Below are 18,730 nucleotides of genomic sequence, written 5' to 3' on the forward strand. Positions count from 1 at the left end.
CACTCGATACGGAGTACACAGATGAGCACCGAACACCTCGATGTACTGATCGTCGGTGCAGGCCTGTCGGGTATCGGTGCTGCGTATCGCCTTCAAACCGAGCTTCCCGGAAAGTCGTACGCCATTCTCGAGGCTCGCTCGAACAGTGGCGGAACCTGGGATCTGTTCAAGTATCCCGGCATTCGCTCCGACTCCGACATGTTCACGCTGGGGTATCCGTTCCGCCCGTGGACCGATGCCAAGGCAATCGCCGACGGCCCGTCGATCCTGCAATACGTCCGGGACACCGCCAGTGAGAACGGTATCGATCAGAAGATTCGGTACAACCAGAAAGTGACTGCGGCGTCCTGGTCGTCGGAAACGTCGGTCTGGACGCTCACTGTCGTGTCCGAGGATCGGGAACACACACTCACCTGCAATTTTCTCTATCTCTGCAGCGGGTACTACAGCTACGACGCCGGATACACACCCGATTTCCCAGGCTTGGAAACGTTTGGCGGAACCGTCGTGCATCCACAGTTCTGGCCGGACGATCTCGATTACAACGGCAAGAAGGTGGTTGTGATCGGAAGTGGCGCTACCGCAGTCACTTTGGTTCCTACGATGTCCAAGAGCGCCGAGCACGTCACGATGCTGCAGCGGTCGCCGTCGTACATTCTGACGTTGGCATCGAAAGACAAGATCGCGGATTCCTTCCGCAAGTACCTGCCGAGCAAGGTGGCACACAGTGTGGCCCGGTGGAAAAGCGTCCTGGTCAATCTCGGCTTCTACCAACTGTGCCGTCGCAGCCCGGCTCGCGCGAAAAAGCTGTTGAGCATAGCCGCCAAGCGGCAACTCCCCCATGATGTTCCGATCGATCCGCACTTCACGCCCACGTACGATCCGTGGGACCAGAGGTTGTGCGTCGTACCCGACGGCGATCTGTTCAAGGCGCTGAAATCCGGCAAGGCCTCCATCGAAACCGATCGCATCGAGACGTTCACCGAGTCCGGGATTCGCTTGATGTCCGGCACTGAACTCGACGCGGACATCGTGGTCACAGCAACAGGATTGAAGATGGAAGCCTGTGGCGGAATGTCCCTCGACGTAGACGGTGAGCCGGTATCCCTTGGCGATCGATACGTCTACAAAGGCATGATGATCAGCGAAGTTCCGAATCTCGCGATGTGCGTCGGGTATACCAACGCGTCGTGGACGCTGCGGGCAGACCTGACGTCTATGTACGTGTGCCGCCTGCTCGCCGAGATGGACAAGCGCGGATACTCCACCTGCGTTCCGCAGGTAACCGAGGACATGGATCAACGCCCCATTCTCGATCTCGAGTCGGGATATGTGATGCGTGCCGTCGAACAATTCCCGAAGCAAGGATCGAAGTCGCCCTGGAACATGCGTCAGAATTACATCCTGGATCGCTTCCACTCGACGTTCGGGAGCATCAACGACCACATGTCGTTCTCGAAGAACAACTCGCGCGCAAACAGGTAGACCAGTCGAACGAGTCCCACCACCACACCGATGAGAAGGCACATCGCGGAACCTGCGACAACAGCACACAGCGCGCCGAAAACGATGATGGTCAACGCCTCCACACATCGACCGGCGGTTTCCGACCCGAGCACATGTAGCTCGTCCCCCGCTTCGTCCATGCACCCATCCTCTCCCTACCGTCCGGACGGTTTGTAGGGACTTTGGTCGCAAGTTGGATGAAAGAGACCAATCGTTGCAGGTCAAACGTTCAGTTGGCGCTCCGGCATACTCCGCCCCGACACCGCTGCGTAGTGTGTTCGCAGAATTCGACAACGCAGAATTCGACAACGGGGGGCAACACAGATGAAGGTCGTAATTTTCGGGGCAACGGGAATGGTGGGCAACAGTGTTCTGCGCGAGTGCCTGACGGATTCGCGAATCGACACGGTAGTGACCGTCGGCCGTAATCCGATCACGATCGGCGACGCAAAAATAGTCGACATCGTTCATCGCGATCTGCTTGATCTCACGAGCATCGAGGGAGACCTCATCGGCGCCGATGCCTGCTTCTTCTGCCTCGGTGCCTCGTCTGCCGGAATGAACGAAACCGACTACACCCGGATCACCCGCGACCTCACACTCGCTGCCGCGACGACACTCGCACGGCTGAATCCGCACATGGTGTTCGTCTACGTTTCCGGCGAGAGTGCCGACTCCACAGAGACCAGCACGACCATGTGGAAGCGGGTACGTGGCGCAACCGAGAACGCACTGCTGGCACTACCTCTGACCGTCTACATCTTCCGGCCGGGGTTTATCCGCCCGCACCCCGGATCACCGTCGAAGACGTGGTGGTACAAGGCGTTCTATCAACTGTCAGCGGGGTTGTACCCACTGCTGCGCATTGTGCTGCCGGCAAGCGTCACAACAAGTGAGAACATCGGTACGGCAATGATCACTCTCGCGTCGAACGCCCCTGATCTGCCCGATCGGGTCCTGCGCAGCAACAAGATCAACGAACTCGCGCAGCTCTGACTCTCCTACCTCGGTAGACGCGGCCTCGCGCAACCAACTCCACGGCAACAGCTACCGCGCAGGTTTGCGCCAACAACAGCCCTGCCAATACGAGGATCTGCACAGCCCCGGCCTGCACCGCGGATCCCGTCGCAAGCAGAACGCCGACAAACGCTCCGGGCAAAGTCACCAGGCCGACGGTTCGCGTCTGGTCGACTCCTGGCAGCAAAGCGTCGGCGGCGGCAGTTCTCGCCACCTCCCACCGGGCGTCGCGCTGCGAAAAACCAAGGCTGAGGGCAGCTTCGACCTCACCGTATCGGGAGTCGACGGCGTCGAGTCCACGTTTAGCGGCCATCGATGTCGCGGTCATAGCGCCGCCCATCACGATCCCGCCGATCGGCACGATCGCAACCCCCTCCAAGGGAACCACCCCTGATATGAGCATGAGTGGGAGCACAACGGCGATGCCCGCGAGCACAGCGGCACTCAGCCAAACGCCGGAGCGACCGGAGTTCGATCTACGCGCAGCCGTGAATGACGCGGCCGCAAACATCCCGATCAGCACGAGTACCGCCGACCAGAGGTGAGCGAGAGCAGCAGCCAGGATCAAGGAAATCGCTGCCAATTGGATGGCGCCGCGCACCAGCGCACCGGGGACGACACGAACACTGCCGATGCGAGTGAAGCGATAAACGAGCGCCGCCAACACCGCCATCGCCAGACAGAGCAGCCCGAGACGGATACCGGAGTCGGCTATCGACATGCTCATGACTCACAGTGTTCCGCACGCTGCGTCTGGTTCGGTCAGAACACCCATCCGCGGAGGGCGACAAAGCGCAGGCCTCCGACGAGTGCGCTGACTCCGATCACGAGGCCGGCTTGTACAACGCCAGTTGCGCCGGGGAACAGGAAACCGAGTGCGCTGATGGCAGCCGAGCTGGCGAGCAGTCCGACAAGTGCCAGTCCGCCGCCTTCCCACTGCGCGGTGAACCAGTGGACGCGGTCAGCGGCGTGGAACGTGAGCCGCCGATGAAGTTCGTTGGCAAGAATAGTGCTGAGCACCGCGCCCACGGCGTTGGCGACAAGGACTCCGTCGCCATGCAGAGCAAGGAACGCGGCGAAGTACAGGATGTTACTGATGCCGCCGACAAGAGCGAATCGGATGAGCTGGATGAACGCACCGTCACCGGAGAGAGCCCGCAGTGCGCGGCCCGAGAAGCCGATATTCCGCGTACCCATCATCGAGGTCGTTTTACTCCCGACCCAGATGTCAGACGTGCTCATAAATGGCTTCTCTCGTGAAGTTAATCGGAACCATTCGTTCCGCTTAGCAATATAACACTAGCGGAACCGTATGTTCCGCTTAGTGTCGTAGACTGTGAGGATGCCGACAAGTCACCCCGATGCACTAGTGGGATCGTCGGACATTTGCGGACAGCCACGTCTGCGTGCCGACGCCCAAGCGAACCTCGAACGCATCCTCTGTTCCGCGCGTGAAGTCTTCGGGGCCCAGGGCCTCGATGCCACGCTGGCGGATGTCGCTCGTCACGCGGGCGTCGGAGTCGGCACCGTCTACCGACGATTCGCCAGCAAGGACGAATTGATCCAGGCCTTGTTCGACTCCCGCTGCGCGGAGATCGAATCCCTTGCGACAACGTCACTCGAGATTCCCGGCGCCTGGGACGGGCTTGTCCACTACCTCGAAGCGATCTCGCGTCGTATGGCAGACAGTCGCGGATTCGGCGACATTCTGATGGACGCCCGTTTCACGTCCGACGCGTTCACCCGTGCCCGTGCCAGCATCACTCGCAGTACCGCCGCCCTCGTCAACCGTGCGAAGGATGAGGGCACCTTGCGCGACGACTTCGAAATCAGCGACGTTCCACTTCTCATCCAGACCATCAAGCTGTCGCAGAATTTCACGGGCGACGATGCTCCGGAGGCATACCGCCGCGTTCTCGGCTTCATCATCGACGGCTTGCGGGCATCGCGGACCACGCACCGTGAACTTCCCGTGCCGGCCCTCACGACCGAACAACTCGACCACGTCATGCACCGTTACGGAAGTGGACCGGACGGCCCCTGCTGAGTCGAGAAGGTCGGGGCCGCCTGCTGACCAGTTCATTCAGACAGCGGCCCCGACCTTTGTCTCAGTGCACCAGAACCGGTTCACCCTCAGGTGCCGTCGGGAGTAGTCCACTCCGAACAACCAATGCCGTCAGCACAGCGCCGACCGCAAAAATGGCTGCAGCCCAGTAGAACGTCGTGGTGTAACTTTCGACGGCGGCCTGCGCCTGCGTGATGGGGTTGACCTCACGACCGACGAGGTAATTCGTAGACGCGGATGCCGCGATGGTGCTCAGTAGTGCTGTCCCGATGGAACCGCCCACCTGTTGCATCGTGTTGACCGTTGCCGACGCAACTCCGGCATCTTCGTAGCGCACACCCGAGGTTGCGCCCTGCATCGACGGCGCGAAGATGCTGCCCATACCGAGGCCGGTGACGACCAGTCCGGGCAGAATGTGGACGGCGTACGTGCTGTCCACCGAAATCTGCGCCAGAATTGTCATTCCGATTGCGGCGATGACCATTCCGCTGGTGATCAGGATACGAGGACCGAATCTCGGCAGAAGCACTGCCGTGGACAGCGTTGCCGCCGTGACGATTCCGAACACCATGGGCATGAAGGCCAGACCGGTCACGATCGGCGTGTATCCGAGGATCAACTGCATGTAGTACGTCAAGAACAAGAAGACCGCGAACATGCCTGCGCCGGAAAGGAAGATAGCCAGGTACGAGCCGGCGCGGATTCGATCGGTGACCACTCGCAGCGGGAGCAGCGGATGGTCGGACTTGGTCTGCCAGTAGATGAATGCGGCCATGAATACGACGCCCGCGGTCAGCCACGCAATGGTGGTACCGGCAGCCCAACCGTTCGATTCAGCCTTCGAGAATCCGAAGACGATACTGAAGAGGCTGATCGACACCAGAACCGTTCCGGGGATGTCGAGTTTCGGCCTGGCTCCGGTAGTGACGTGGGGCGCAAACAGCAGCACGGCTCCGACCAGCGCGATTGCCGCGAAGAACAGGTTCACATACAGGCACCAGCGCCAGTCCACCCACTCGGTAAGCGCACCGCCGAGGAGCAATCCGATAGCGCCACCGCCGCCGGCCACTGCGCCGAAGATGCCGAACGCCTTTGCCCGTTCTGCCGGATCCGTGAAGGTCACCGACAGCAGTGACAGTGCCGCCGGAGCAAGTAGCGCACCGAAGACGCCCTGACCTGCACGCGCGGCGACCAACATTTCGAAATTGACCGCCGCGCCGCCGATTGCCGAGGTAACCGCAAATCCGATCAGCCCGACGATAAAGGTGCGCCTGCGGCCGAACAGGTCGCTCAACCGGCCACCGAGCAGCAGCAAGCTACCGAAGGCCAAGGCATACGCGGTGATGATCCACTGACGATCGGAATCCCCGAATTCCAATGAACGCTGCGCTGCCGGCAGCGCGATGTTGACGATAGTGGCGTCCAAGACCACCATGAGCTGCGCAATTCCCAGAACCGCGAGAATCAGCCACCGTTTTGCGTGGTTGTCCCCTGAAGGCGCCGGGGACTTGTCGATTTCAGTCCACTCAGCAGTTTCTGACATGTTCCCTCGCCCGAGCTATGCGGAGATGGCTTCTCCGGTTAGCAAAAACGGTACACCCAAATGGAGATCATGTCTCCACTTGGCGAGTAAACTGGACACCATGAGCACCGCAATGGAGCGCCCTCTTCGCGCCGACGCCGCCCGCAACAGGCGATTGATCATCGACGCCGCGCGTGAGTTGTACGCAGAAGAAGGCATCGACGTCACACTCGACGACGTGGCTCGCCGAGCCGGCGTCGGCGTCGGCACGGTGTACCGACGGTTCTCAAACAAAGAAGAATTGATCGACGGCGTCTTCCAGCAGAACTTCGCCGACATGGCCGCTGCCACCGAGGCGTCACTCGCCAATCCGGACCCCTGGGACGCCTTGGTGACATTTGCCGAATTCGCTTGTGGCCGAATGTCTGTCAACCGTGGACTCAAGGACGTACTCAACGGAACAGACGAAGGATGCGAGCAGGTCGCGAGTCAGCGATCCATCATCGAACCTGCCGTCGAAGAGATCTTTCGGCGAGCCCGAGACGCCGGAATGCTGCGTCCCGATGCCGTGTCCACCGATCTCTTCGGACTTATCTTCATGGTGGGAGCGGTCACCGAGTTCGCCCAACCCGTCAACCCGACGGTGTGGCGCCGGTTCCTGTCGGTGATGCTCGACGGACTCCGCGCCGAGGGCAAACACCGAGACCCCTTACCTTTGCCACCCCTGACGCCGGACGAGCTGCATGAGGCAAAGCTGATCCTCAAATCTCGCAAACGCTGAACAGCGCGCTCAGATCGCCTCGCGCGGAATGAAAATCCACATCACGAGGTAGATCAGAAACTGCGGTCCGGGCAGCAAGCACGACAGTACGAACAGCAACCGAACAGTCGACGCCTTCCACCCGAAGTAGCGTGCAATGCCGGCGCACACACCGCCGAACATTGCGCCCGACCGTGCGCGAGTGAGCTTGCGGGTCTTCATCGATGACGTCATGGATTGACCTTTCGGTACGTGTCGCGGCGACTGCCGCGTTGACATCAACTATCCGCCGAACTGCCGCGCCGCACATCGGGCGCAGGACCCATCTTTCCGGCCACGGTTCATCCTCAGGTATCAGTGCTACCCCGAGTCGCAATCAGGGTTGACCCCGACAGAAAAGCACCTCAAAACTGAAACCTGTTCTAGCATTGCCGAATGGACGTGAGCTACGAGGGAACCAAGAGAGAAATCGCTACCGACAAAGGGGTATTGCGTTATCACGAGGCGGGCGACGGTCCACCGCTGATTCTGTTGCACGGATCCGGAATCGGAGTCAGTGGATGGCGAAACTACCGCGGCAACCTTGCCACCTTCGCGCAGCACTTCCATTGTTACGTACTGGAATTCCCCGGCTTCGGTATCAGCGATCCCGTCGACGGGCATCCCGTCGTCACCGCAGGTTCCTCAGTCACTCGCTTCATGAATGCTTTGGACATCGAATCCGCTGCGATGATCGGCAACTCGATGGGCGGTGTCGTCGGGTCGAACGTGGCGATGCGGCACCCCGAGCGAGTGAAGAAACTGGTCACGATCGGCGGTGTTGGCCCCAACATTTTCAGCCAGAACCCGAGCGAGGGCACTCGACTGCTTCAGGAATTTGCCGACGGTCCCACTCGGGAGAAGTTGATTCGATGGCTTCGATGCATGGTGCATGACCCCGGCATCATTACCGAAGAACGCATCGAGGAACGCTGGGAGAGCGCCAAGGATCCGGAATCCCACAAGAGCCTCGCAGCGATGTACGGGTCCAAAGCCTTTGCCGCGCAGCAGAAAATGACGTCCGAGTCGAATCGGCCACCGTACTGGTCCATGATGCACGCCGTGCAATGCCCGACATTGCTGACCTGGGGCCTCGACGACCGTCAGTGCCCGCCCGACATGCCGATGATCCCGATGCGACTCATACCGAACGCCGAGTTGCACATCTTCCCGAACTGCGGGCACTGGGTCATGGTCGAAGCGAAAGAAGCATTCGAACGAGTCACGCTCGAGTTCCTCCTCCGGAAGTGACGCGGCAAGTTCTACGGTACGGAGTGGGTTTTGAGCCGAGTCGTCAGGACATGTGCCTGCTCGAGCAGGAGTCTTCCCAGTTCGGGGATCCGGTCCGGCCGGAATCGAGTCTCGACACCGGTCAAGCTCAGGGCCCACGCCGGCCGTCCCCGTCGGTCGAAGACGGCGGCGCCCATTCCCCAACTCCCCTCGACGAGGAGAGCCGGATTGACGGCGTAGCCGGCGGCGCGGGTCAGGCTGATTCGACGGCGAACGGCTTCCTCACTGTGGCCGTCTCCCCACTCCGCGGCGAGATCTCTACGCGCGAAATAACTGTCGACCTCACTGGCAGGCGAGTGACTCAGGATCACCAGACCAGCCGACGCGACGCCTAGTGGAAATCGTTTTCCTTCATAGAGCACATGGGATCTCAGAGGAAAGCTCCCCTCCTGCCTCACGACACACACTGTTTCGTCGCCGCGCCGTGCGGACAAGAAGGCACTCTCCCCCGTCAATCGGGCCAGATCCTCGAGAACATCGCGCGCCGAGTCGGTGATGTCATATCGACTGCCCGCAGCGGTACCGAGGAGATACAACTCCGGCCCCAGAGACCAACGCCCACTCTTCGCGTCGCGGTCCACCAGACCCTCTTCCGCCAGCGACGTAAGCAGCCTGTGAGCCGTCGGACGAGCGAGATCGGCCGCCTTGCTCAGCTCAGTGGTCGTTGCGCCGTCTGGTTCCGACGCGGCGACCGCACGCAAAACCGCTGCCACCCGCGCCACCATGTGCGGCGCTTGCTCCCTCGATGCCATGTGTCCATCCTAGCGTTCACTGAATGAACGTATCAACGAGAATTGGTCGCCCAGCGACCATTTTCTATCATCTTTCCCATCGTCATTGATTGCTGGATCTGCGCATAGTTGAATTCATCCAGAGAAAAACAATGCGTTCGTCAGATGAACGCAAGATGGGGAGATGACGATGGCAACGAAGGTGTACCAGTCCGCGACCGATGCGGTCGCCGACATCACCGACGCCGCGACCCTGGCCGTCGGCGGATTCGGACTGTGCGGAATCCCTGACGCCTTGATCGAAGCGATCGCGGCAACCAGCGCACGGGAACTCGAAGTGTTCTCCAACAACTGCGGCGTTGACGATCACGGACTCGGAATCCTGCTGTCTGCCGGTCGAATTCGGCGCGTGACGGCGTCGTACGTCGGAGAGAACAAGGAATTCGCGCGTCAGTACCTGGCTGGCGAACTCGAAGTGGAACTGACACCGCAAGGAACACTGGCAGAACGCCTGCGCGCCGGCGGAACCGGAATCCCGGCGTTCTTCACTCCGGCAGGTGTCGGTAGCCCTATCTCCGACGGCGGCATGCCCTGGCGCTACAACAGCGACGGTTCCATCGCAATTGCGTCCCCACCCAAGGAAACTCGCACCTTCGGAACCAAGCGATACGTGATGGAAGAAGCAATCACGGCCGATTACGCCCTGGTTCACGCCGTCATGGGTGACACCGAGGGCAACCTCGTCTTCGACAAGACGGCGATGAACTTCAACCCACTCGCCGCTATGGCGGGGCGAATCACCATCGCCCAGGTGGAACGGCTTGTCGAGCCTGGCGAGATCGACCCGGCTTCAGTTCATCTTCCCGGGGTTTTCGTCCAGCGTGTTGTCCATACCGGGCCCCAGAACAAACGAATCGAAAAGCGAACCGTCAGCGCGTCCGAAGGAGCAACACGATGACCGCATCAGCAACAGTGACCGGTTGGACCCGCAACGACATGGCGGCCCGTGCCGCGGCCGAGATGATCGACGGCGAATACGTGAACCTCGGAATCGGTCTGCCCACCTTGATCCCCGGGTACCTCGGCTCGGACGTTCGGGTAGTTCTTCACTCGGAGAACGGAATCCTGGGCACCGGCCCGTATCCCACCGAGGACAACGTCGACCCGGATCTCATCAACGCGGGCAAGGAAACCGTCACCGTCAATCCCGGTGCGGCATACTTCGATTCCGCTCTTTCCTTCGGCATGATCCGCGGCGGCCACATCGACACCGCAGTTCTCGGTGGCATGCAGGTCTCGAAGACCGGCGACCTCGCCAACTGGATGGTGCCCGGCAAGATGGTCAAGGGCATGGGCGGCGCGATGGATCTTGTCCATGGTGCCCGTCGTGTCATCGTCGTCATGGAACACACCGATCGCGACGGCAACCCCAAGATTGTCGACGCATGCACCCTGCCGCTGACCGGCCAAGGCGTCGTAGATCGCATCATCACGAACCTCGCGGTCATCGACGTCACCGACGGCGGCACACTCACCTTGCGTGAATTGGCCCCCGGCGTCACGGTCGATGACGTTGTCAGTGCCACCGGCACCGAATTGAAAGTAGACCTGACATGACCAGTTCTGTGATTGTTGCCGGAGCCCGTACCCCGATGGGTCGACTCATGGGTTCGTTGAAGGACCTGTCCGGGTCCGATCTCGGTGGCATCGCCATCAAGGGCGCCCTGGACAAGGCCGGTGTCGCCCCCGAGCAGGTCGAGTACGTCATCATGGGTCAGGTTCTCACCGCCGGCGCCGGTCAGATGCCGGCCCGCCAGGCCGCCGTCGCCGCGGGCATCCCGATGAGCGTTCCCGCTCTGAGCATCAACAAGGTCTGCCTCTCCGGTGTCGACGCCATCGCCCTGGCCGATCAGCTGATCCGCGCCGGCGAATTCGACGTCGTCGTCGCCGGCGGGCAGGAATCGATGTCCCGCGCACCGCACATGCTCGAAAAAAGCCGCGAAGGGTTCAAGTACGGCGACGTCACGATGCGCGACCACATGGCGTACGACGGCCTGCACGACATCTTCACCGACCAGGCGATGGGCCTGCTCACCGAACAGGTCAATCAGCAGGACGGAACCCACATCACCCGCGCGGAGCAGGACGCGTTTGCCGCGGCCTCGCACCAGAACGCGGCCCGCGCCTGGAAGGACGGCCTCTTCGACTACGAGGTCGTCCCCGTCTCGATCCCGCAGCGCAAGGGCGATCCGATCGTCTTCGCGCAGGACGAGGGCATCCGCGCCGACACCACCGTCGAATCCCTCGGCAAATTGCGTCCCGCGTTCAGCAAGGACGGCACCATCACCGCCGGCTCCGCCTCCCCGATCTCCGACGGCGCCGCCGCCGTGGTGGTGATGAGCAAGGCCAAGGCCGAAGAACTCGGTGTGGCGTGGATCGCGGAGATCGGCGCCCACGGTGTGGTCGCCGGTCCCGATTCGACTCTGCAGTCCCAGCCGGCGCGGGCCATCGCGAAGGCCTGCGCGAAGGAAGGTATCGACCCCGCCGATCTCGATCTCGTCGAGATCAACGAGGCGTTCGCGGCCGTCGGTATCGCCTCCACGCGTGAGCTCGGCCTCGATCCGGCGAAGGTGAACGTCAACGGCGGCGCCATCGCCGTCGGGCACCCGCTCGGGATGTCCGGTGCCCGGATCGCGCTGCACCTGGCACTCGAGTTGGCGCGCCGCGGCGGCGGCATCGGCGCGGCCGCACTGTGCGGCGGCGGCGGGCAGGGCGACGCACTGATCGTCCGCGTACCCAAGGCCTAGAGGCCAGACGACGGTTCAGCGCGGATACAGTCGCCGCAGATGCCTGGGAACGACAAACGGATCCCAGGTATCTGCGGCCTGCGCGAGCCTGTCGGCCACGGCCCACAACGCCGAAGGATTGTGCGTCAACCCCATGTGACTGCCATGTACCGCAACACTTTCCGAACGATCCGAAGGAAAGTCGCGGCACACCTGCCACGGAACCACACCGTCCCGCTTGGAGTAGAGCGACGTTGCCGGAACGGGTAACGGGTGACCGAGTTCCCACTCGATACCGTTGACGGGTGGGAGAATCGCATGGTTGCCGGACATACGTGAATACAGCGCACCGACACGCGTTTGCTGCAGGTTACTCAGCCCGAATGGACTTCCCAGGGTGATCACCTGGCGCACGGCGTGCGGGAGATCCCGCGCAAGTTGGCGGGCATAGATTCCGCCCAAGCTCCACCCGATCACCGACACCGGTTTGTCGTAGCGATCCGCCAGACCTGCGAGGACCCCAGGCAGACCGTCGACAACCTGAGGCGTCGGCCCGGTGTTGATGCCGAGGTTCCAGCCGTGGACTCGATATCCGAGAAGCCGCAAGTACGCGCGCATTGCCATCGTCGACGTGTCGGACGCCAACAATCCCGGCAGGACCAGAATCGGGTGCCCGTCACCTCGCGGCGAACGGAGCAACCACGGTGCCGCGAGCACCAGCGACGCAATGTCGGCGAGCCCGCGCGGTGGTTCGGTGAGGCACATCGCCAACGACGGCGGCCCTGGAAGAAGCTCGGGGAAAGTTTCGGGAAGCTCGGAGCACCCGAGGTCCACTACAGACGTATCCGCCGCGACAGACACCTGGACTCCTTGTCGGCCGGTGTCCGGGCGGTTCGCCCCACCTGGCCGGAGGGGACGGTTCCGTGGGCTGTGTTCTCAACCCACGGAGCCTTGTCCGTGTTCGCCACCGGTAGCGAACCTGGACCGATACTGCGCACCAGTTTCCGAGGTGGAAAACTCGGTGTGATCCAGAACACTATTGGCGCATACGTTGCAACTACGTTGCGGACTTGTCGCGAACCTGCGGAAGGATCAATTGATGTCGTTCACAGACCAGGAAATCGAGTACATGGCGTCGCAACCTCTTGCGAGAGTTGCCACTGTGGGCCCAGACGGTCAACCGGACGTCGTGCCGTTGGCCTTCGAATACGACAGCACTCATCTATGGATAGGTGGGGTCGGCGAGGCCGTCGTCAATACCCGCAAATTCCGCAACATCCGCTCAGGGCACTACGAGGTTGCACTGGTCATCGATGACATGCCGTCGTTCGAGCCATTCGTCGCGCGCGGAATCAGGATCTACGGCATTGCCGAACCGCCGATCGACAGAGTGGGCATGGTCGGCCCCGGGGTCTACTCACGCATCACGCCGACAATCTCGTGGAGTTGGAACTTGGGCGGAGAGCCTGCTGGTGACACCTGGTACGAATCACACCGAACCGTACACACGCGGTAGTTCAGCTCGTACAACCCTCGGCCGGCAGATTCTCGGCAGCCCAGGTCGTCAATTCACTCAACGCAGGGAGCAAGGCCTGGCCAGACACCGTGAGTTGGTACTCCACGGCAATGGGCGGTCCGGCGTCGACGGTCCGTGTCACCAGCCCTGCGCTCGCCAGTTCGGTCAACCGGTCAGACAGTACGGAATCACTGATTCCCCCGACCGCACGCTTCAGTTCCGCGAATCCCGCAGGCCCACCGAGCAGCGTTGCGAGGATGACACCGTTCCAGCGTTTGCCGAGAAAGCGGAAAGCCCGTGCCAACGCCGCATCACAGACGCGGGGTTGATGATCAGTTCCACTCTTACTCTCCACTTCACCATCCTAGCGTCAGTGCTAACGTACTCATAGTCACTTTGTTTTTACTAGCAACTCGTCTTGCCGGAGATGCCTGGCAAGCCATCACGGAACGGAACCACCGATGTCAATCGACGCAGCCACCCCATTTACCGCAAAGCAGCTCGACACCGCCAGCCGCGAACTTCTCTTCACCGAAGCTCGCACGGTCAACTCTTTCTCCAACGAACCAGTGACCGACGACGAACTCACCGCGATCTGGGAACTCGCGAAGTGGGCGCCGACCGCAGCCAACACCAACCCGCTTCGCGTGCTGTTCGTACGGACAGAGGAGGGCAAAGCGCGCCTTGTAGAGCACATGGCCGACGGCAACAAAGCCAAGACTGCTTCCGCGCCGGCAGTCGCGGTCCTCGCTGTCGACACCAAGTTCTACGAGCACATCCCGGCACTCTTCCCGATCCGCCCGGAAATGAAGGACCACTTCGCGTCCGACGAGGCTGCTGCCACGTCGACCAGTCGGTTCAACGCCGCCCTGCAGGCCGGCTATGTGATTCTCGCGATCCGCGCACAGGGCCTGGTCGCCGGCCCGATGGCCGGATTCGACGCTGCGGGCATCGACGGCGAGTTCTTCGCCGACGGCCGCTTCAAGACCACCCTCGTGGTCAACATCGGCCATCCCGGCGAGAACCCGTGGTTCGACCGCCTGCCGCGCCTGTCCAACGAAGACGCACTCAGCTGGGCCTGAGTCTGGCGCTCGCCTGCACTCGAAACGCTCCGATCAGACCCAGGACGAGGAACGCCGCCGACACGTAAAGCGAGTAGCGCGTCGCTTCCGCAAATCCGTCGGAGAGCAGACGCACGACATCTGGGCCGGCTTCGCCCAGTTGTCCGTGCGTCCCCTGCTCCCGCAGGACTCCGATGGAACTGCCTGCGGATTCTCGTGTCGCGTCTGACAGTTGGATCGCTTCGGACGACGGCACTCCCCCGGATTCGAGCGTGCCTGGCATGTTTCTCGACAACCCGAACGCCAATACTGCGCCGACGACGGCACTTCCGATGGCCGAGCCCAGCTGGCGAACCGTGCTCTGCGTCGCTGATCCCTGACCGGATTCTTCGGTCGGTATGTCTGCCAGGGTAATTCCGGTGAGCTGCGCGGAGGCCAATCCGAGGCCGGTTCCGTAGACCACCAGAAGCAGCGCCAGAAGCCACGGCGCGACAGTCGAACTGACAAAAACAGCAACTACGACAACACCGACAACTTCCAGGAGCAATCCCAGAATCACTGTTCGGGGTGCGCCGATCAGCGCAGTGAGATGCCTTGCGAGCGAACCGGATATGAAAGCGCCACCGGCCATCGCGGCAAGCACGAAGCCTGCGCCCATCGTACTCAGACCCAATGCGTTGACGAGATAGAGCGGCAGTACGAACAACAAGCCGAATTCGGCGATCGCGACCGTCATGGCAGTCACGTTGCCCCAGCTGAAGGTGGGCGTGAAGAACAAATTCATGTCCAGAATCGCAGATCGGTGAATTCGTCCACGATGCCTCTCCCACAACACAAATCCCAGCAGCAGGAGGATACCGATCGTGCCGATCGTCGGAACCACGGATAGTGGTGCGTCGGCGGACCACGTGATACCGAAGAGATGCAGATCCGCCTTCTGAGTCCACCAACCGAGTGTGCCGCCCTCGATAAGTGCAAAGATCAACGCACCGAAACCGAAGGCGCTCAAGAACAGTCCCAGAACATCGAGCCCCGGTTCGACGACCCCGGCTCGGGTTTCGGGAACCACCATGTATGTCGCGATCATCAGGGCGATGCCGATCGGCACGTTGATGACAAAAATCCACGGCCAGGTGAAGTACGTGGTGATCCAGCCACCGAGTAGCGGACCTATCGCAGCAACGCCGGCGATGACGGCACCCCACACGCCGAACGCCACCGCCCTGTCCTTGCCTCTGAAGATCGAGTTCATCGAGGACAGCGTGGCAGGCAGTACGCACGCACCACCGACGCCTTGAATCGCTCTGGCCACAATCAGGCTGGTTGCGCCGTCCGCGGTAGAGGCCAACAAGCTACCGACCACGAATATCGCGATACCGACGACGTACAGACGTCGGCGGCCCAATCTGTCGCCTAACCGACCTGCAGTGAGCAGAAGCGCAGCAAAGATCACCGAATAGAGGCTGTTGACCCATTGCGCGTCGTCGAAATTCAACTTCAGATCGTCGATCAGAACCGGGAGCGCTACTCCGACGATGGTGCCGTCGATGACGATCATCGCCAGACCGCCGACCAGTACGATCAGGGCGGCCCACTTGTTCTTGACTGCAGACTTGTCGGGCTCGGGTGTGGTCTCCGTATTCGGCTTGTCCATGTCACACTCCCATAAGGGCGGATTGGTGGATTTACCCTAGGCCGCATTCTTTGAACTCGCAGCAAAATCTCCGACGCCCTTGCCTCAGTTACCTTGCCGCACATTTGGGATGTAAACCCACATGGAAGGACCTCGGACACCCGTCCAGTTATTAGGGTAGGCAAACCATACTCGAGTGTGTAATGCTCCTCCGGTGAAAAACATATCCAGCGCGGCGGCACCATGGGGCATCGCAGCATTCCGCATCGTTGTCGGTTTCCTGTTTCTCTGCCATGGCCTGTCGACACTGACCGGATGGCCGGTAGCTCCATGGGGCGGAAACACATCGTCGTGGACGGACTGGCCGGGCGGCTGGGCAGCAACGATCGAGCTGGTGGCCGGCACGTTGATAATCATCGGACTCGGCACTCGTGCAGCAGCTTTCATTGCCTCGGGTTCCATGGCCGTTGCCTACTTCTGGAAGCATCAGCCCGACGGCTTGCTACCCATCCAGAACGAGGGAGACTCGGTTGTCCTGTTCTGCTGGTCCTTGCTCCTGCTGGTCTTCATCGGGCCGGGCGCTGCTGCTTTGGACAACCTCAGACGAGCCAAGGCCACCTCCAGCGGCGTAGCGGATGAGCCAGTTGCAGTAGGAACTTCCAGCCCGTAGTCCGTCATTTATCCAGAGCGACAAATCTGACCCGAACCTACGATTGCCGAACAGCCGGCGTCACACCGCATATACCTGCGGGTGACGCCGGCTTTTCGTCTGTTGAGCAACATCCGACACGCAGCTATCCGAAATAGTTGCAGTACTGAACTTTTTGGACGAGGGTCGACGTAAACACTTCACGACTCGAACGACGCCTGTGTATCCGAACTGCGGGATGGGTACACGTTCGAGTCAGCAACAGTCCGAAAGAGGGTCGGTTCGGAAAATGGGCGCACTGTGGGAATTTGTCGTCGAACGACGACAACAGCTATTGACCGATTCGTATCTCCATGTTTCGGCCGTCATTCAGTCGGTGATTATTGCAACCATTGCCGCGGTTGCCATCGGAATTCTCGTGTATCGCAGTCCTATTGGTTCATCAGTGGCAACAGCGCTGGCCAGCACGATCTTGACTGTTCCATCGTTCGCTCTTCTCGGACTTCTCATTCCGATTCTCGGTCTGGGTGTCGCGCCGACCATCACCGCACTGATTCTCTATGCACTACTTCCGATCATCAGAAACACCATCATCGGTCTCGACTCGGTGAATCCGGCCATCACCGATGCTGCACGCGGTGTCGGTATGAATCGACTGCGTGTACTCGGCCGCATCGAACTGCCTCTCGCGTGGCCGTCGATCCTGACCGGTATGCGGGTCAGCACTCAGATGCTCATGGGCATTCTGGCTATCGCGGCGTACGCAAAAGGCCCAGGTCTGGGCAACTTGATCTTCTCCGGACTATCTCGCGTCGGCAGCCCAACAGCTGTTCCTCAAGCACTGACCGGCACGGTACTCATCGTCATTCTGGCTCTGATACTCGACGCCATCTACGTCGTCATCGGTCGGCTCACTACCTCGAAGGGTCTCCAGTGACTGAAACCATCCCCCATGACGTCACCAGCGATCCCACGGTTTCCGGAGTCGAGATCGTTCTGGAATCCGTGACCAAGCGATACCCAGGACAGAAAGACGCGGCAGTCGACAACGTGTCCCTCACTGTTCCTGCAGGTGAGATCGTTGTCTTCGTCGGCCCGTCCGGCTGCGGCAAGACCACCACGATGCGCATGATCAATCGTCTCATCGAACCCACGTCCGGAAAGATCACCATCGACGGCAAAGATGCCTTGTCGATCGACCCGGACAAGCTGCGACGCGGCATCGGCTACTCGATCCAACAGGCCGGCCTGTTTCCACACTTCACGATTGCCAAGAACGTGGCGACGGTGCCGGGATTGATCGGTTGGGACAAGAAGCGGATTGCTGCCCGCACCGACGAGATGCTGGATCTCGTGGGGCTGGATCCGGATACGTATCGAGACCGCTATCCCCGGCAGCTGTCCGGTGGTCAGCAGCAGCGTGTCGGGGTCGCGAGGGCACTTGCCGCTGATCCCCCAGTCCTGTTGATGGACGAGCCCTTCGGTGCTGTCGACCCCATCACGCGCGGACTACTGCAGGACGAGTTGATGCGTCTGCAAACGGAACTCGGGAAGACGATCGTATTCGTCACCCACGATTTCAACGAAGCAGTCAAACTCGGCGATCGAATTGCCGTGCTGGGCAATCAATCCACGATCATGCAGTACGACACTCCCGAAGCTATCCTCGCCAATCCGGCCAATGACATGGTCGCGGGCTTCGTCGGCGCCGACGCCTCCCTCAAGCAGCTGACGTTGACGCGGGTGCGGCAGATCAAACTCAAGCAATGCCTCACCGCGCGGGAGACCGACTCGGTGGACGAGCTGAGAAGTTCACTCGCAGCACGTAAGTGGAAGTGGGCCCTCATTCTCGATCAGCGCGGACGCCCACTCCGCTGGGTCTCACCGTCACATCTGGCACACGCGTCGTCGCTGCGTGGCGTTGGGAACGAAATCGGGGAAGCCGTGTCCGTTCAGTCGACACTGCAAGATGCACTCGAAGCGCTGCTTGCCGAAAGCAATGCGTCGACGGTAGTCACCGGCCGGCGCGGCGAATACGTCGGTCTCATCACCATCGACACACTGGTCAGCCATCTTTCGGAGATGCGTGAGGAACACGCACACGATCATGACGAGGATGTTCCGGAGTGAGCGCGTCGACGGAGGACCTGGCAGC

At 61.1% G+C, this 18,730-nt stretch carries 22 protein-coding genes; 13 read left to right on the plus strand and 9 right to left on the minus strand.

The annotated features are described in order from the left end of the window. The first annotated feature begins 21 nt into the window (after window positions 1–21). A complete protein-coding gene (locus EEB13_RS09475; RefSeq protein WP_141485114.1) occupies window positions 22–1,485 on the plus strand; it encodes a flavin-containing monooxygenase in 1,464 nt (487 codons plus the stop codon). Here EEB13_RS09475 and EEB13_RS09480 read toward each other — a convergent pair. Continuing rightward, window positions 1,398–1,646 carry a hypothetical protein gene (locus tag EEB13_RS09480; protein WP_133637934.1) on the minus strand — a complete coding sequence of 83 codons (249 nt, stop codon included), beginning with the start codon at window positions 1,644–1,646 and terminating at the stop codon, window positions 1,398–1,400. The two genes, EEB13_RS09475 and EEB13_RS09480, sit on opposite strands and share 88 nt — an antisense overlap. A 184-nt stretch (window positions 1,647–1,830) precedes the next feature. Between EEB13_RS09480 and EEB13_RS09485 the strand changes: the two genes are divergently transcribed. Then, window positions 1,831–2,502 carry an NAD(P)H-binding protein gene (locus EEB13_RS09485; protein WP_095887074.1) on the plus strand — a complete coding sequence of 224 codons (672 nt, stop codon included), beginning with the start codon at window positions 1,831–1,833 and terminating at the stop codon, window positions 2,500–2,502. Here the strand turns inward: EEB13_RS09485 and EEB13_RS09490 are convergent. Together EEB13_RS09490 and EEB13_RS09495 are read right to left on the minus strand one after the other, a co-directional pair. After that, entirely contained in the window at window positions 2,480–3,250 is a 771-nt protein-coding gene (locus EEB13_RS09490; protein ID WP_045064832.1) for an ABC transporter permease, read from the minus strand. The two genes, EEB13_RS09485 and EEB13_RS09490, sit on opposite strands and share 23 nt — an antisense overlap. A gap of 35 nt (window positions 3,251–3,285) precedes the next feature. Beyond that, window positions 3,286–3,723, minus strand: a complete 438-nt coding sequence (locus EEB13_RS09495; RefSeq protein ID WP_045066699.1) for a GtrA family protein — start codon at window positions 3,721–3,723, stop codon at window positions 3,286–3,288. Window positions 3,724–3,865: 142 nt separating this feature from the next. Between EEB13_RS09495 and EEB13_RS09500 the strand changes: the two genes are divergently transcribed. Further along, on the plus strand, window positions 3,866–4,570 hold the full coding sequence (locus EEB13_RS09500) for a TetR/AcrR family transcriptional regulator (RefSeq protein ID WP_045064834.1): 705 nt from the start codon (window positions 3,866–3,868) through the stop codon (window positions 4,568–4,570). Window positions 4,571–4,631: 61 nt separating this feature from the next. On the opposite strand, the gene EEB13_RS09505 is transcribed toward EEB13_RS09500, so the two are convergent. Beyond that, a complete protein-coding gene (locus tag EEB13_RS09505; RefSeq protein WP_092803601.1) occupies window positions 4,632–6,131 on the minus strand; it encodes an MFS transporter in 1,500 nt (499 codons plus the stop codon). A gap of 100 nt (window positions 6,132–6,231) precedes the next feature. On the opposite strand from EEB13_RS09505, the gene EEB13_RS09510 reads away from it, so the two are divergent. Then, complete coding sequence (locus EEB13_RS09510) at window positions 6,232–6,891, plus strand: TetR/AcrR family transcriptional regulator (RefSeq protein ID WP_261984485.1); 660 nt, start codon at window positions 6,232–6,234, stop codon at window positions 6,889–6,891. Between the two features lie 9 nt (window positions 6,892–6,900). Here the strand turns inward: EEB13_RS09510 and EEB13_RS09515 are convergent, their stop codons facing one another. Further along, entirely contained in the window at window positions 6,901–7,104 is a 204-nt protein-coding gene (locus tag EEB13_RS09515) for a PspC domain-containing protein (protein WP_033237019.1), read from the minus strand. A 201-nt stretch (window positions 7,105–7,305) separates the two neighbouring features. Between EEB13_RS09515 and EEB13_RS09520 the strand changes: the two genes are divergently transcribed. Next, complete coding sequence (locus EEB13_RS09520; RefSeq protein ID WP_045064837.1) at window positions 7,306–8,160, plus strand: alpha/beta fold hydrolase; 855 nt, start codon at window positions 7,306–7,308, stop codon at window positions 8,158–8,160. Between the two features lie 11 nt (window positions 8,161–8,171). On the opposite strand, the gene EEB13_RS09525 is transcribed toward EEB13_RS09520, so the two are convergent. Next, the gene (locus EEB13_RS09525) at window positions 8,172–8,951 is read right to left on the minus strand and encodes an IclR family transcriptional regulator (RefSeq protein ID WP_084702460.1); all 780 of its coding nucleotides are present in this window, start codon (window positions 8,949–8,951) and stop codon (window positions 8,172–8,174) included. 169 nt (window positions 8,952–9,120) lie between these two features. On the opposite strand from EEB13_RS09525, the gene EEB13_RS09530 reads away from it, so the two are divergent. Genes EEB13_RS09530 through EEB13_RS09540 form a run of 3 tightly spaced genes read left to right on the plus strand, consistent with a single transcriptional unit; the run spans window position 9,121 to window position 11,737 of the window. After that, on the plus strand, window positions 9,121–9,888 hold the full coding sequence (locus EEB13_RS09530; RefSeq protein WP_172937628.1) for a CoA transferase subunit A: 768 nt from the start codon (window positions 9,121–9,123) through the stop codon (window positions 9,886–9,888). Next, complete coding sequence (locus tag EEB13_RS09535) at window positions 9,885–10,547, plus strand: CoA transferase subunit B (RefSeq protein ID WP_095887077.1); 663 nt, start codon at window positions 9,885–9,887, stop codon at window positions 10,545–10,547. The genes EEB13_RS09530 and EEB13_RS09535 overlap by 4 nt, the downstream gene beginning before the upstream one ends. Beyond that, window positions 10,544–11,737, plus strand: a complete 1,194-nt coding sequence (locus tag EEB13_RS09540; RefSeq protein WP_141485115.1) for an acetyl-CoA C-acetyltransferase — start codon at window positions 10,544–10,546, stop codon at window positions 11,735–11,737. The genes EEB13_RS09535 and EEB13_RS09540 overlap by 4 nt, the downstream gene beginning before the upstream one ends. A 15-nt stretch (window positions 11,738–11,752) precedes the next feature. On the opposite strand, the gene EEB13_RS09545 is transcribed toward EEB13_RS09540, so the two are convergent. Beyond that, window positions 11,753–12,577, minus strand: a complete 825-nt coding sequence (locus tag EEB13_RS09545; protein ID WP_261984486.1) for an esterase/lipase family protein — start codon at window positions 12,575–12,577, stop codon at window positions 11,753–11,755. Window positions 12,578–12,815: 238 nt separating this feature from the next. Between EEB13_RS09545 and EEB13_RS09550 the strand changes: the two genes are divergently transcribed. Next, complete coding sequence (locus EEB13_RS09550; protein ID WP_141485116.1) at window positions 12,816–13,232, plus strand: PPOX class F420-dependent oxidoreductase; 417 nt, start codon at window positions 12,816–12,818, stop codon at window positions 13,230–13,232. Window position 13,233: 1 nt separating this feature from the next. Here EEB13_RS09550 and EEB13_RS09555 read toward each other — a convergent pair whose 3' ends face one another. Beyond that, entirely contained in the window at window positions 13,234–13,587 is a 354-nt protein-coding gene (locus tag EEB13_RS09555; protein WP_033237353.1) for a winged helix-turn-helix transcriptional regulator, read from the minus strand. Window positions 13,588–13,693: 106 nt separating this feature from the next. Here EEB13_RS09555 and EEB13_RS09560 point away from each other — a divergent pair, with 106 nt between their 5' ends. Further along, on the plus strand, window positions 13,694–14,314 hold the full coding sequence (locus tag EEB13_RS09560) for a malonic semialdehyde reductase (RefSeq protein ID WP_141485117.1): 621 nt from the start codon (window positions 13,694–13,696) through the stop codon (window positions 14,312–14,314). Here the strand turns inward: EEB13_RS09560 and EEB13_RS09565 are convergent. After that, window positions 14,301–15,947, minus strand: coding sequence for an MFS transporter (locus EEB13_RS09565; protein ID WP_095887081.1), 1,647 nt, complete (start codon window positions 15,945–15,947; stop codon window positions 14,301–14,303). The two genes, EEB13_RS09560 and EEB13_RS09565, sit on opposite strands and share 14 nt — an antisense overlap. 193 nt (window positions 15,948–16,140) lie before the next feature. Here EEB13_RS09565 and EEB13_RS09570 point away from each other — a divergent pair, with 193 nt between their 5' ends. From EEB13_RS09570 to EEB13_RS09580, 3 genes are all read left to right on the plus strand, one after another. Further along, window positions 16,141–16,596, plus strand: a complete 456-nt coding sequence (locus tag EEB13_RS09570; RefSeq protein WP_141485118.1) for a DoxX family protein — start codon at window positions 16,141–16,143, stop codon at window positions 16,594–16,596. A 268-nt stretch (window positions 16,597–16,864) separates the two neighbouring features. Further along, window positions 16,865–17,512: an ABC transporter permease gene (locus tag EEB13_RS09575; RefSeq protein WP_033237349.1), complete on the plus strand. Its 648-nt coding sequence runs from the start codon at window positions 16,865–16,867 to the stop codon at window positions 17,510–17,512. Continuing rightward, complete coding sequence (locus EEB13_RS09580; RefSeq protein ID WP_033237348.1) at window positions 17,509–18,705, plus strand: ABC transporter ATP-binding protein; 1,197 nt, start codon at window positions 17,509–17,511, stop codon at window positions 18,703–18,705. The genes EEB13_RS09575 and EEB13_RS09580 overlap by 4 nt, the downstream gene beginning before the upstream one ends. Window positions 18,706–18,730: the final 25 nt, after the last annotated feature.

This window comes from Rhodococcus sp. WS3 (assembly GCF_003797085.1).
GTDB lineage: Bacteria > Actinomycetota > Actinomycetes > Mycobacteriales > Mycobacteriaceae > Rhodococcus_F > Rhodococcus_F globerula.

Coding starts and splice junctions, on each gene's coding strand:
- EEB13_RS09475 (WP_141485114.1), top strand. CDS start 22: ATGAGCACCGAACACCTCGATGTACTGATCGTCGGTGCAGGCCTGTCG.
- EEB13_RS09505 (WP_092803601.1), bottom strand. CDS start 6,131: ATGTCAGAAACTGCTGAGTGGACTGAAATCGACAAGTCCCCGGCGCCT.
- EEB13_RS09560 (WP_141485117.1), top strand. CDS start 13,694: ATGTCAATCGACGCAGCCACCCCATTTACCGCAAAGCAGCTCGACACC.
- EEB13_RS09540 (WP_141485115.1), top strand. CDS start 10,544: ATGACCAGTTCTGTGATTGTTGCCGGAGCCCGTACCCCGATGGGTCGA.
- EEB13_RS09490 (WP_045064832.1), bottom strand. CDS start 3,250: ATGAGCATGTCGATAGCCGACTCCGGTATCCGTCTCGGGCTGCTCTGT.
- EEB13_RS09495 (WP_045066699.1), bottom strand. CDS start 3,723: ATGATGGGTACGCGGAATATCGGCTTCTCGGGCCGCGCACTGCGGGCT.
- EEB13_RS09525 (WP_084702460.1), bottom strand. CDS start 8,951: ATGGCATCGAGGGAGCAAGCGCCGCACATGGTGGCGCGGGTGGCAGCG.
- EEB13_RS09550 (WP_141485116.1), top strand. CDS start 12,816: ATGTCGTTCACAGACCAGGAAATCGAGTACATGGCGTCGCAACCTCTT.
- EEB13_RS09575 (WP_033237349.1), top strand. CDS start 16,865: ATGGGCGCACTGTGGGAATTTGTCGTCGAACGACGACAACAGCTATTG.
- EEB13_RS09485 (WP_095887074.1), top strand. CDS start 1,831: ATGAAGGTCGTAATTTTCGGGGCAACGGGAATGGTGGGCAACAGTGTT.
- EEB13_RS09530 (WP_172937628.1), top strand. CDS start 9,121: ATGGCAACGAAGGTGTACCAGTCCGCGACCGATGCGGTCGCCGACATC.
- EEB13_RS09535 (WP_095887077.1), top strand. CDS start 9,885: ATGACCGCATCAGCAACAGTGACCGGTTGGACCCGCAACGACATGGCG.
- EEB13_RS09500 (WP_045064834.1), top strand. CDS start 3,866: ATGCCGACAAGTCACCCCGATGCACTAGTGGGATCGTCGGACATTTGC.
- EEB13_RS09520 (WP_045064837.1), top strand. CDS start 7,306: ATGGACGTGAGCTACGAGGGAACCAAGAGAGAAATCGCTACCGACAAA.
- EEB13_RS09515 (WP_033237019.1), bottom strand. CDS start 7,104: ATGACGTCATCGATGAAGACCCGCAAGCTCACTCGCGCACGGTCGGGC.
- EEB13_RS09565 (WP_095887081.1), bottom strand. CDS start 15,947: ATGGACAAGCCGAATACGGAGACCACACCCGAGCCCGACAAGTCTGCA.
- EEB13_RS09510 (WP_261984485.1), top strand. CDS start 6,232: ATGAGCACCGCAATGGAGCGCCCTCTTCGCGCCGACGCCGCCCGCAAC.
- EEB13_RS09480 (WP_133637934.1), bottom strand. CDS start 1,646: ATGGACGAAGCGGGGGACGAGCTACATGTGCTCGGGTCGGAAACCGCC.